Here is a 12,927-nt window from a genome sequence, read left to right on the forward strand (position 1 = left end):
GGTGGTCAGCGCGGCCAATCGAAGCTCTACATTTCCTGGCCCACAGCAAGAGCTCTGATCGCGTCCAGCAGCACACGAGTCGCGCGGCAATCATCCTCATTGTACGCGAGGATTCTGTGCTTGAGCTCGGAAGTCCGGTGGGTACACCACCGATCGTACCACTCAATCGAGGCCGCGCCGGATGGGTTCGGGTCGCGCCAGGTGAATCCTAGATATCGGGCCAGCGTCTTGATGGAACGGTCTCTGGTCGGCCATTCAGTGGCCTTCAGGACTACGTCTCCGTACAGATCCGTTGCGCGTGCGGGGCTGAACAATCGATCCACGTCTTCCGACGAGCAGATCTCCGGATATTTCCGCTGAAGATTCCGGTAAGCGGTGCGTTCGTACTTCGAATAGTAATAGACTGTAGCTGCGTCTCGCTGCGCGAAATAATCGAGAGCCGCCGCAAAGGCATCGCGCTCCGCCAAGGACGACGTGTCCTCCGCAAAGAACGAGACGTAGCGCTCGGTAGTGCTGTCTCCATTCCGTCTTTCGACGACGCCGTGGAGGTAGCACACATTCCGCAGCGGATCGACCTCGACATCAAAGAACAGCTCCAACGCGGCGGCATCGAGCCTTATGGGGGTCTTAAGATAGGGCTTCGGCTCACGCTTCTTGAGCAGCGCGGCCCGAGCTTGCAACGCGCGGAAGCGCTCGGCCCCGATGCCTCGGAAAACCGACTTCTTGCCTCTGGTGAAGCAGTCGGGATCGATGGCCGCGAAGGCTGCTATGGATGGGATACGCTCGTGCATAGCGTCGCGGTCCGATCGCCGAAGGTCAGCGATCAGCGTCAAATCGTCCGCGTCGGTGAGCTCGTCGAGACAGCACGAATGCCAATGGCAAAGCTTGCACACACCCCCATAGGCAGGCAGCGGGACGGTCCGGCGGGCAAGTATCGAGCGGGCCGCGGCGAGCGTTTTCAAGTAGTCGCCCCAAAGATCTCTGCCCGCCGCATGGCTGGTGAAATCGTACTCGACCCGGTCGCCCCGAACGTCCAACACGAAGGCGCGCCGTCCGGCCGACCGACCGAGACGCTCGAGAATGTCGACGTAGCAGGCTAGTTGGACGGCATAGCTGAGCTTCGGCTTGCCGTCTCGACCCTCGCCTCCACCCTCCTTGCCGCGGCCGGATTTGATGTCTCCCGGCACATAACCGCCAGGCTCCTTGCGTAGCAGGTCGGGCATGCCCAGCAGATCTGCCGCGCTTATCCGGCCGCCGTAGATCAGCGGAGCGCCCTGCGCCATGGCCTCCAACGTGAGCCGTTGCCTGTCGATCTCGGCGGTATTCGACAGGTCCACGAACGGATCTCCCGGCGCGGCGACGGTCTCCCTCTCGAACCGCGCGCCGCGTTCCCACAGCAGCCTGACGAAGACGTTCGTCTCGTCTCGCCTCGCGACGTCGCCGAAGGCGTCGAGCGCGACGCGCCGCGGGCATGCGGCGAGATCGTAGAGGATGGACGCTGTTACCTTCATGCTCGCTCCACAGCCGGTACGAGCAGCTTGCCGCAGCGGATCGCCGGGCGGCAACGGATCGGAAGATGGCCCTTACCCGCGTCCGCTTGGAGGACGCTGAAGAGGCCATCGGCATCGCATCGCCGCTTGCCGCGCTCATGATCCCGCCATCTAGGGTTCTGCGCCGCATGTCCTCGGTCCATGCGCGACTTCCGTCGCCGTCCTTCCGCGGGGCGAGCGGCCATCGAGGTCCAGACGAATCCTTGGCGGAAGTCGGCGATTGCCCGTGGAGTGTCCGACCGTTTTGTGGCACTGCTCTTGCGATCACGGTCATCCCCTCATGGACGAAGGACCGGCGGAGCAGGCGAGTGGGTAGATCCGAGTCCTTTGCCAAAGCGGAGAGGCGGACGAAGGCCGCGCTCGGCCGCAAGGTCAAGGATCTGAGACGGTCGCTTACGATGAGCCAGACCGAGTTGGCCGAAGCGGCCGGGGTACGGCGGGCTTTGGTGAGCGACATCGAGAGAAGCGTGGCCAACCCGACCTTGGAATCCCTCTCCCGGATCGCGAAGGCGCTCGGCGTCGAACCCGCCGACCTGCTCGGCACCGACTCTTAAGCCCCCTATCGAAAGATATCGCCCGCACCGACCCGGCCAACTTCCGATCCGTCAGGATACATTGCGCTGGCCACAGCTTCGGCGCATTTTTTTTGTACGCTAAATAGGACAAAGAACGAAGCGCGAGCCCAATCGCCCCGACCGCCGAGCGTTCCAAACGCTCACCTTCCTCCGAACACCGTTTCGAAAATTCCTGACGCGACAGCGGCAAACACCGGCTGCATCCACCCTTCGCCGCGACCTCGAGTCGGCGAGGGGCGGCATGCATGCCAGCCCACAAGAGAAAGATCGTTCGGCAACCTCGTCATAAACATGCACATTACGGAGAGCTGAGCATGCGCATCGCTACCTTTCCGAAGGACCGCCATTCGGTGGCGCGACCTTCGTTCTTCACCAGCGCCAAATGCAACGTGGCGATACCGGTGCACGACGCGCTCCATTTGGACGCCCTGATGCAGGCGTCCTTGACGCCTTCCGTCCGGACGATCGACTATAGGACAGGTCCGCAGGTCGAGTGCCCACCGGTTTCGCTCGCTGGCGTGGTGCTGCACATGGACGATGGTCGCTTTCTCTTGCGGATCGGCGACCGGCCGCAGCGCAGCCCCGAGGAGGATGCTTGCCTTGCGCACGTCCTCGGATGCCACGGGCTGGTGATGCTGGAGCGCGGCGCGGCCGACGTGCGCCGCGAACCGCTGTTCTCCAACGCGCGCGCGGTCTGGACCCATGCAGGCCGCCAGGTGACGCTGATGGACAGGTTGAAGATCGGCATGGCGCTGGACGAGCATGGGCCGCAGCGGATCTGCGAATTGGAGCGTCGCGCACGCCCGGGACGCGATCTCCTGGCCACAGTCTGCGCGCTGGCCTGCGAGAACTTGCTGCGGCTGGACATCGAGTCCGCGGCCCTCGGTCCCCGGACGCTGGTGTTCGGCTCGTAGCTGCGCTCCGACAGAGCGCCTGATGACCGATCGGTCGAGTAACCCCCCGTCCGCCCGGCCCCCAGGACGGAGCGGGCGCCCTCCGCATCGGCTTTTTGCAGCGCGGGTCCGCCGGTCTTCCGCGGCGTCCGCGGATGTCGACGGCCCGGTCGGTGCTCCGCTCACTCTTTCCGAACCGCGATCCCGACCCACCGATGCGGGACTTGCCGCAGGCCGCTACCGCCAAGGAGAATACCCATGACCGACACAGAACACGACGACGGTCTCCCACAGTCTGGAGAGCCGTTTGACACCGGCTCGCGGTCGACCCGGCCGGATGCCGCGCGCTGTCTCGCGGACGCGGCCATCGAAGCTGCCCTCACCCCTGCCGTCCGGACGCGGCTGACGGGCGACGAGGCTATCGCCATCGTGGTGCGCGTGCCGGGTGCTTCATGGGTCGCGCCGATCGAAGGCGCGGTCCGGCGCCTGAACGACCGCGCGATTATCGTCGCCCGCGACGGTTCGAACAGGACGGTCCACAAGCCGGACTCGGGTAACAGCGAGGTGGCGCGCCAACTCGCCAAAGGCGCGCTTGTCGTCGGTATTGCGCCGCTGACCTCCATCCTGCCGCGCTCGCTCGCCGCCGCCGCCGATCTGACGGTCGAGATCGGGTCCGACGCGGCAGTCCTGGGCGCGGCGATTGCGCGCTTTACGAAATCCGACGCGCCTTACGGGCCCATCGAAGGCTGGGGTGTGCTCGATTTCGACGATCTGGTTTCAGGCTTTCGCGCGGGCTCCGGCCCAATGCAGATCGCCGAGCGGCTGCGGCGCACGGCGCACCGGCTTGCAGCTCCGCGCGAGGACCGGCTGCCCAACCTCGTCGATGCCGTCGAATACGGAGAGGCTCGTGAATGGGGGCTGGCGCTCGGTCGTCGATTTCGGAAAAACAGCATTATATGGAGCGAGACGGGCGCCGGAACCAACGCGCTGTTCGGAGGCCCGCCCGGACTCGGCAAGACATACTTCGCTCGCATCGTTGCAAACCACCTCGGCGTGCCCCTGATTTCGGCCTCTATCTCCGGCATTTTAGCAACGTCTGCGGGATATTTGGATTCTGTCATCAAGGGAGTGCGTGAGGTTTTCGCAAAAGCCGAAGCAAGCGCGCCGTGCGCTATCCTGTGGGACGAGCTGGACGCACTGCCTTCAAGAGAAAGCCTCACTAACGACAACTCGAAATCTAATTCGGCCAGCTGGTGGACCCCGGTGATAGCCGAATTCCTTCTGCAGCTGGATTCCGCGACCGTGGGCCGGCGCCGGGCCGTGTTCGTCTGGGCCGCTTCCAACCATCCGCATCGCGTTGACCCCGCGCTGCTGCGTCCGGGCCGGCTCGACCGCGTCATCCATTTCCGGCCGCCCGGCCCGGACGGCATCGTCTCGATCGCACGCCACCATCTCGGGGCCGATTTGCCGGAAGTCGATCTGACGGCGATCGGTCAGCTCGGCGTCGGCCGCTCGCCGGCCGAGATCGCCGCCGCGGTCTCTTCGGCAAGGCGCGCGGCGCGCGGCGCCAACCGTGCGCTCCGGTTAGACGATCTTGTGGAGGCGCTGGCGCCCCGCCCCGACGTCGACGAGGCGACCCTCCGGCGGATCGCGCACCACGAGTCCGGCCACGTCGTCACGGCGCTCGCGCTCGGCGTCGACGAGGTCGTGGCCGTCGACGTCCTCGGCAACGCGGGCGCATTCGGCCGCACCCTCATGCGCCGGCACAAGGGGCTCGAGACCCGTACGACGATCGAGAACCGGACGATCCACCAGCTCGGCGGCCGGGCGGCGGAGGTGGCGATCTACGCGGGGGACTGCGCCGCCAACGCCGGTGGGGATTTGTCAAGCGACCTCGCCGCCGCGACGGCCGCCGTCGCGGCGTTGCGGATCTCGTTGGGCCTGGGCGGGGGCCTCGCTTATCTCGGGGACCCGGATGCGTCAATCGATTTGCTTCGGGCCGACCCGGAGTTGCGCGCGGCCGTCGACGGTGATCTGGCGCGGCTGCACGGGCGCGCCGTTGAGATCGTCTGCCGTCACAGGTCGGCGCTCGAGGCCATCGCGGCCGCCCTGGTTGAGCGGCGGCATCTGACCGGCGACGATGCGCGAGCGATATTCGCGCGTCATCCGCCCGCGCCCGACACGCCCCGCGCGCGCAGGCGTCTGCGATCGGTGCCGCCCGACCGGCGAGACTAAGCGCCCGACTCCGGTGGAGACCCTACGTCCGTTCTCAATCAGATGGAGCGCACATGCCCACGAGCGACTCGAATCCTTCGACCGACTGCCCATCGTCCGCGGTGATCCATCGTCCGTTTGGCGGCGTCCGGGGCTACCGCCGGATCAGCGACCGCGCCACCCGACTCGTTGTGCATGCGTTCCCGATGTCCGATCTCCCGACGGTCGGGGCCGCCGGCCTGCTGAGCACATGCGGCGCATACGTCCTCACCGACGGCGAGACGGCGTACCTCGGCGAGAGCAGGCGTCCCAGCCGCCGCCTTTCTGAACACGCGGCCGACCCCGGAAAGGCATTCGCCCGCGAATGCTTCGTCGTGTGCGGCTGCGACAAGCTCTTGGCGGTCGATCTGCAGTTCCGGTTGACCCGTCTCGCCCTCGAAGCCGGAGTGGTCAAGGTCTGGAAGGGAGCGAATCCGCCCGAGCCCGATGTCACGGACGCGGAAAGGGCCACGCACGACCGCATCGCTGCCGATGCTCTCCGATTGCTGCACGATGTGGGCTGCCGAATCTTCCATCCAACGGGGGAGGCCGAGACGGCGGCGCCAGCCGGTACACCGCCGTCTGCCGAGATCCCGACGGACGAGCCGACCGATCCGGTGGATTGCGAACCGATGACCATCGGGGTCAGCACCGTCCCTTTGGGCAGCCAGGAGTTCGAATTGCGCTACGGGGGTTTGTTCGCCCGCGGCTATTGGGCGGCCGGACGTTTTGTCGTGAGCGCCGGATCGGAGGTCAGGCTGGCGATCAACGACAGCGCTCCCGCGCTGACCCGCAGTCGCCGGGATGAGTTGTTCGCGGCCGGCGTGCTGGCTCCGATCCCCGGCGTGGTCGACCGGCGCAGGCTCACCGTTGCGATTTCGTTTCCGAGCGTCTCGATCGCGGCCAAGGTGCTGGCCGGAGCCCACAGCGCGGGTAGATGGGCGGCTCGCGACCCTGCGCAGGCCGTCTGGCTGGCGTAGGTGCCACTGCGGCGGGGACCGCCTGCAGGAAGAACCGCAGACGAGGACATCGTTTTCAAGGATTCGATCTAACGACCCGATGCGAAGGTTTGCGATTTTCGATACCGGATCCGTCGAGAACCGAGGCATTGAAATCGAAGCCTCGAGGTCGAGCCCTTAGAGACCGGATCCGGTGCGATCCAGGGAGGCATCGAAATGCGGGCAACCGGGTCCGGTGAGGGAGAAGATATCGAATCCTTGACGGCGGCTAGGCCGGCCGGCCCGCCGCCCGACAACGTCCAAGGATTCGACCTCCACCTTCGCGCGCGCCTGCTCGCGGCGTTCGGAACCGCGCACACCATCGGATTCGCTGCTGCGGCTAAGCTGTTGAAATTGGACCAGAAAACATTGCGAAAGCACGTCCGGCAGGGTAGGATCGGTTCCCGGATCGTTGGAACCGGGCGGTGGCGCATCCGTAGGGAGTTCGCACTTTCCGACATCGAGGCGTTCTACGCCCCGATGGTCGAGAGGTCTTTAGATACCCTCGGCGCCCCCGTCCGGTGCGGCCAGAAGAAGCGGCAAGGCCGGATCGGTTTTCTGCTGCGTCATACGGCCCGCAGGGCGTCGGGAAGGAGGAAGAGAGCTTGAAGCGCAAGAAGGTTCCCGGGCTTCGCCGTCGGCCGGGTCAGCGCAATTACAGCGCGGACATCATGGTTGCGGGCATCAGATGCCGCGACAGCCTCGAAACGGACGATTTCGACGAGGCGGTACGCCGGCTGCAGGCGAAGCGCGAAGAGCTTAGAAGGCTCGCGGCCGCGCCGGCGAGGGCCGTCGCCGACATGTCCCTGAACGAGGCCGCTCAGGTCTACTGGGAGGAGGAGGGCGAGGGAAAGAGAGATGCGGACGCTACCGACGGGCTGATCGCTAGGGCCGTCCGGTTGGCCGGACCGAACGTCATGCTTTCCGAGATGGATGCCGCCTTCTACAAGAGCATCCGCCGCCGGCTGCGCGCCGTGCAGCCCAAGCGGGAGAGCGGCAGCGGCAGGCAGCTGAAGAACGGCAGGTACAAGCCGAAGTCCATCAACAAGTATCTGGACATCCTGCTGCGGATCCAGACGAACGGTGAGATCCATCTCCGCACGTCTTTCCCGAACAAGCCCGATCCAGGGCAGATCGGGTTGATGGAGAAGGTGACTCACCGCAAGCGCCGCCTCTCCGCCATGGAGCAGCGCGATCTGATGGCCGCAAGCGAGCAGGATCTGCGTGACATCCTCGAGTTCGACCTCGAGACCGGTTTCCGTGCCGACTGCCTGTGCGGGGCGAGGTGGGACGACGTCGCCGTCTTCGAAAAGACCATCACGCTCGCCGTCAAGGACGAGGGCCTGGACGACTCCCTCCATACGGTCCGCCTGACGCCCAAGGCACTCGAGATCCTCGACCGCCGCAAGCATCTGCATCCCGACCTGATCTTCACCTTCGTGTGCAAGCGCGCGTACTGGAAGGGCACGGTGCGCGTCGCCGCGGGCGAGCGCTACGAGGCGAAATACCCACAGCTCCAGCGCAAGTTCGCGAAGGCACGGAATGATGCCGGAATAGATCAGGACCTCATTCTTCACGACGTCAGGCGGACAGCCGCCCGGCGTGTCTTCGAGGAATCCGGGATCGACGAGGCGCAGCTCTTTCTGGGTCATCGCGACCGGAAAACGACCATGAACTATCTGGGCCTTGAGCAGAAGGACATCGTCCCGGCGCTTCTGCGCGCGAGTGCGCGTGCCGCGCGTGCCCAGCGCGAGCTTGAGGAGGCCCTCGCGGGGAGCAACGTCGTCGCGGTCGATCCCATCCACGCCTCGCTGCTGCGGTTCGAGGCGGAGCGGCGGGCGAGCCGGGCCGCGGCCAACCGCGCCCCATCCGTCAGCGGGGCAGCTTCGGGGTCCAGATGAACCCGCCCGCGGTGCGCCGGATGTTCGAACCGGGGTCGCGCGCAACCTTGTCCATTTTTCGTTCGAGCCAGTCCGGGGCGAAGTCGGCGAGGCGCTCCGCCCCGATCTTCTTCTCGATCGTCTCGAGCGCAAGCGCCCGGCGCGCGCTCCTCACGATCTCCTCCACGTCCGCAAAGACGAGCCGCGCAAGCCGCCTGTGCCTCCCCCACGCCGTGTCGACCGGCTCGTGGGCGCGCTGTCGCGTCCGAAGCCGGGGCGGGCGCTCGCCCAGAAACCAGATCAGCCCGAACGAGCCTTCGACACGTCCCATGCTGGATCCAACCAGGGCCTCGGCGACCCTGCGGGACGGAACCCGGGCCTCCCAGCCGATTTTTGACTTCAGGTGCGCGGCTATCTCGTAGGGCCGGAGGGCGCAATTGCGCTCGCGTAGCAGCAACGCGGTGAGCCTCGCGGCCTTCGGCTCGGCGGCGTGTTGCCAATCCGCCGGGGTCACCAAGGTGATCCGACGCCGCTTCTCCTCCTGCTCTATCCGCTCCAGTTTCTCCGACGCGCGCTCGCGCCGGGCAGGCGTCTGCGGATTCGCCCAGGCCCCCTTCGGCTTCCGTCGTGGCTTGGGCGCGGACGGGCGGAACGCCGCCGGCCGCGCATTCACGGCCTGAGCTTCCTTCCTCGCTTCGCGGCGGGAGGCGTGACCCGTGAGGAAATCCCGGCCGGGCGGCAGGGGGGCGGCCGGCGCGACCGCGAAGGATCTGTCGGGCGCCGGCACGGGCGGCGCAGCGACCGGGGGTGGGCGCCCCTCTGTCATCGCGAACCAGAGGTCGCGCGCCATCCGGTGGACCTCGTCGGGGACGGCCGCAAGGAAGGACTCGCGATCCTTGCGCCAAAGCCGGACCATCCGCCGGGTCGCTGGTTTGTTCAGGAAGGCCTCGACGATCTCCCCGTCGGATACCGCCTCGAGCGAACCGCGTTCGCGCAGCAGGGCGTCGCCGAGCGCTCGCACCGCCTTGACCGTCGGCTTCGGCAGTCCCGACGGCTTGGGTCCGCGCCGACCGCTCGTGTTTCCTCTTCGCCTAGCCTGCTCCGGCATGCCCGCGCGCCCCTGAAATTCCCGCCGAACGTGCACCGGCAAAGGTTGGCGTTCGCTGAACGCGGCGCTTGCCGGGACGGAATTTCCCGTTTTTTTCCCGCAGAGGCCGAGCAAGGGGGCTCGACGCCGATGGCATCGGCGTCGAACGCAACCGGTATTAGAGCGTCGGTCTCCAAAACCGCTTTTGCCCAAAGAGGACAAAAATCGGCTTAATGCCCGCCAAATATGGACTTCCTCGACCTGAACCGTCGATTTCCGTAGCGGAACGAACGGCAAACAAATTCACCGAACGGGAATTAATTTCCCGCACTTTTCCCACACGGTCTAAGGTTGTGTCGGCCGAGCACTCGTTCCTGTGAGAAATCACACGTTCGCTTGCCCTACGGTCCGATCGCTCGCCGCCGTGATCGCGTGCTGCGGCATACCCCGACAGCTTCCAGGCGGCGCCGCGCTCCCGATGAACGTTGAAGGTTCGAGCCGGCCGACCGCCACGTCCGCGAAGTAGTCTGTCTTCGGATCGAAGCCCACGATCACACATCGGCCAAAGAGGTTGTCATAGGCCTACCTCGACCGCCAGTGGTAGTCCCGATCGGGCTTTACCAACAGCAGGTAGTCACCCGTCGGCAGTCCTGATATACCAGTCTTCGGACGGCCAAGCAGGCGCTCTGCCGCCGGCATGCGGGCGGCGATGACCTTCTCCTAGATGAGGCCCAGCTTCCTGCTAGATGAGGCCCAGCTTCGCGTCGATGACGATGGCGCGCCACGTTTGCGGGCGGCGGGGGAAGCACTGGCCGCGGGGGCATCTCGACCGAGGTCCACGAACCATCGTGACGACGTCATCGATGGCGATGCGGACGGACGAGCGGTGGCCCCGCTTGGCCCGACATCCGACGATCACGCCGGGACCGATGAGAGGGGCGCGTTCCGCCGACGGTGAAGGCCTCCCCATACTCCATGGCTGTGATAAGCAGCGAGTCACCCTTCGGCAGCCTAGCCGCCAGCTTCGGCTTCTGCCTGAAGAAGTCGCGCAGCAATCGCACCTCGCGGCTGGTCTCGATTGCGGTGATCGACCGCGCGGCAGGATCGACCGAGATGGCTCTGATGCCTCGCATACTGTCTACTCCTCAATTGGTGGCGACATCCGCGCCGCTCCGGACTGCCCATTGCAGGGTGGGCACTGAAGAGAGGAAAAGGAACGTTCCCTCGTGGACGATGGTCGGAAATGCGGTGAAAACGAAGTGGTGGGAGACAAACTTGCCAAGGATCCCGCAGAGGTTGCTCCATCCTCCTCGATTGATCCAAAATCGGCTTGCGGAATTGCAATCAGAAGTGCCAAGTCCTCGTCGCAGATGTGACGGAGGTACGACCGGCCTGCAGCCAGTCGTGACCAAGGTGCGGACGCATTCGCGAACCTTACCCTCTTTGACTATGCTCGGTTAGCAAAGGTGAGGATCGTCTCGCAGAGTCGGTCGAGAGTGGCCGTATTCGCGCGCAGGTTCTGCAATTCCTTGAGCCTTGCACCGATATGGAGCGTGTTCTTCTTGAGGCCGGAAACATTCCCGTAATTGGCAGACGCGCGCGAGCCAGCAGGTTGCCAGTGCGCTCCAGCATCAACCTCCACACATTTTCCAAGGTCATGCGGCCAGGCGACTAGGCTCTCGGACCAAACTGCATCAGTGGGAAAGGGATCCTGCTGTTGCATGCCAGCCAAATGAAAGAGCGCACTGTTGTCACGCCGATGGCTTGCTTCTATTGATCGCTGCTGATCTGGATTGTTGTGTGTGAGCTTGTCTCCATCACAATCGAAGATCACAAAAGTCGGAATCTGCAGTTGTTGGGCGATGATCAACGGCCGGATAAGTTCGCTCTTGCCATTCACCGCAACGATATGAGCACCTCTTGCGCGGAAGCTTTCCCAACGTTCCGACAGTACCATCCAAGCATTGATATACGCGGCGTCTTCAAGACCCTCGACGAGGATGAGTTTGGGAGTGAAAAACATCTCACTAAGGTGCGGTTGCATGACTTGATGGAGCTTGGCTAACACCCCTTCTTGAGCGGTCGGGCGGTCGCCGGTCACGGCTGCATATCGCTGTCCTAGCCTGTCGACCGAACAGGAATGCACCGTGGCCCGCCCCTCGTTCCGACGTTTGCGAACTAGACGGACTCGCTCGAAGGTCGTGCCGTCCACGAAATAGGGACTATGAGTCGATGCAATGACCTGCGCGCCGTTCCTACTCAGCTCCTGAAGGACTGACGCCAGGTGTCGGGCTTGCGGCGGATGCTGATATAGCTCCGGCTCTTCGACGCCGAGAAGCAGCCGGGGCCCGGCGGCGTCCGCAACAGACAGTCCTTGGAGCAGCGCGATGATGTACGAGCGCTGCATGCCGTGGCCGAATCTCGCAATCGAACCCTCGAACTCTCCGTCGCCTGCCAGCAGCCTGGCCACAGGCTCTTCAATCCGAATGGATGACTTCGGATCTTGATGCCATTGCAGCTTGGCGGTGGCCTCGGGATGCGACCACTCCGCAAGTCGGTTCTGCAAGTCGCGGGAGATGTCGTCGAGTGTTCCCTGCTGCAGAGCCAGCATCTCTCGGTAATTGGCCTCGGCTTGAGCGCGAAGCTCGATCAATCGATCCGAGAAACTGACCTGTGATCGAACCGTGCGGGCGAGCAGTCGTCCGAGGGCGGTATTCTTTGCCTCTGCCTGTTCGCCTGCCGCGTCCTTCACCGCAGGGACGTATACCCACTGGACGAACTCGCGGAGGCGACCCTGGCCATGGGTTGCGCCGTAGAACTGATCCTCGCTCGGGATCGGCTTGCATTGATCGACCCGCTCTGCCTCGTACGCGCGGAGCGCGTCGGCCATATCGCCCTTCGTCTTGGCACTTGCTGGCAGATCGGTGAATTGTTGCCTCAACGCCGCGTAAGCGGCTTTTAACTCGTCTGCTTTGGCCCCATCCCCGTTCCGCTTGAAGTAGGGCGCGAATTCCTCCATCGCCAGGCGGTTGCCGTACTGTTTGACCGTTGCGGCTCCGCTGGCAGGATCATAGTCAGCCCGCGCGGTGACCATCAGCACACCCTGACGGTAGTAATCTGCGAATGCTTCCTGCGCTTCCCGCGAAAGGTCTGCGAACGTGACCGTGATTTCGATTGGCTCGTCGACATTACCGCGGTGGAAGTCTTCCTTGTCGAGGTTGCTCAGGTTGGTTGATGTGTTCTCGATCTCCCGAAAGAAAATGTTCAGTGCGCAAAGGACTGTCGACTTGCCGGCGCCGTTTGCGCCGACCAAGCAAGTGTAACTATCGAACTCGACAGTTTCATCCTGATAAGCGCGCAGATTTTTGATGCGTACCGATTGGATGCGCATGCCGAATCCCCCACCCGATACTGCTGAAAACAACCACAGCGAGCGAGATGAAGCTAGTGACCTTCTGCCACTGATCTGTGCATGATTTGTACGTCAGTTATACCCCCCGGCGGATAACGAAGTTTCAGCTCGAAGTCGCAGAACCATCTGTTGCAGCGGGACTTTTTGGGATGGAGCGGCCAAAGGGGATCGCACCCTCGTATGCAGCTTCGAGAGACCGGCGATCCAACGAGTCAGGCTCGCGGCGAAGCCGATCAGCCTAGAGGGATGGTCGTGGCATCAATGCCGGCATTTCGGCCC

9 protein-coding genes are annotated in these 12,927 nt (G+C 64.4%); 6 read left to right on the forward strand and 3 right to left on the reverse strand.

Annotated elements, in window-relative coordinates:
• Window positions 1–26 precede the first annotated feature (26 nt).
• Complete coding sequence (locus tag XI04_RS21250) at window positions 27–1,511, reverse strand: TM0106 family RecB-like putative nuclease (RefSeq protein WP_038949267.1); 1,485 nt, start codon at window positions 1,509–1,511, stop codon at window positions 27–29.
• Window positions 1,512–1,858: 347 nt separating this feature from the next.
• Between XI04_RS21250 and XI04_RS21255 the strand changes: the two genes are divergently transcribed.
• The 6 genes from XI04_RS21255 (at window position 1,859) to XI04_RS21275 (ending at window position 8,170) form a co-directional block, all read left to right on the forward strand.
• Window positions 1,859–2,104, forward strand: a complete 246-nt coding sequence (locus XI04_RS21255; RefSeq protein ID WP_049806615.1) for a helix-turn-helix domain-containing protein — start codon at window positions 1,859–1,861, stop codon at window positions 2,102–2,104.
• A 335-nt stretch (window positions 2,105–2,439) separates the two neighbouring features.
• Entirely contained in the window at window positions 2,440–3,039 is a 600-nt protein-coding gene (locus XI04_RS21260; RefSeq protein WP_038949266.1) for a hypothetical protein, read from the forward strand.
• A gap of 237 nt (window positions 3,040–3,276) precedes the next feature.
• Window positions 3,277–5,253 (forward strand): AAA family ATPase, encoded by a 1,977-nt coding sequence (locus XI04_RS21265; protein WP_271623759.1) that lies wholly within the window; start codon window positions 3,277–3,279, stop codon window positions 5,251–5,253.
• Window positions 5,254–5,306: 53 nt separating this feature from the next.
• Window positions 5,307–6,251 carry a hypothetical protein gene (locus tag XI04_RS21270; protein ID WP_038949264.1) on the forward strand — a complete coding sequence of 315 codons (945 nt, stop codon included), beginning with the start codon at window positions 5,307–5,309 and terminating at the stop codon, window positions 6,249–6,251.
• 195 nt (window positions 6,252–6,446) lie between these two features.
• On the forward strand, window positions 6,447–6,878 hold the full coding sequence (locus XI04_RS38875) for a helix-turn-helix domain-containing protein (protein ID WP_038949263.1): 432 nt from the start codon (window positions 6,447–6,449) through the stop codon (window positions 6,876–6,878).
• Window positions 6,875–8,170: a tyrosine-type recombinase/integrase gene (locus XI04_RS21275; protein ID WP_038949262.1), complete on the forward strand. Its 1,296-nt coding sequence runs from the start codon at window positions 6,875–6,877 to the stop codon at window positions 8,168–8,170. The genes XI04_RS38875 and XI04_RS21275 overlap by 4 nt, the downstream gene beginning before the upstream one ends.
• Here XI04_RS21275 and XI04_RS21280 read toward each other — a convergent pair.
• Together XI04_RS21280 and XI04_RS21285 are read right to left on the reverse strand one after the other, a co-directional pair.
• Window positions 8,142–9,371: a hypothetical protein gene (locus XI04_RS21280; protein ID WP_157158079.1), complete on the reverse strand. Its 1,230-nt coding sequence runs from the start codon at window positions 9,369–9,371 to the stop codon at window positions 8,142–8,144. The two genes, XI04_RS21275 and XI04_RS21280, sit on opposite strands and share 29 nt — an antisense overlap.
• Before the next feature lie 1,312 nt (window positions 9,372–10,683).
• Entirely contained in the window at window positions 10,684–12,627 is a 1,944-nt protein-coding gene (locus XI04_RS21285; RefSeq protein ID WP_271596215.1) for an ATP-dependent nuclease, read from the reverse strand.
• Window positions 12,628–12,927 lie beyond the last annotated feature (300 nt).

This window comes from Bradyrhizobium sp. CCBAU 11430, from assembly GCF_028128855.1.
In the GTDB taxonomy this organism is placed as follows: domain Bacteria; phylum Pseudomonadota; class Alphaproteobacteria; order Rhizobiales; family Xanthobacteraceae; genus Bradyrhizobium; species Bradyrhizobium ottawaense.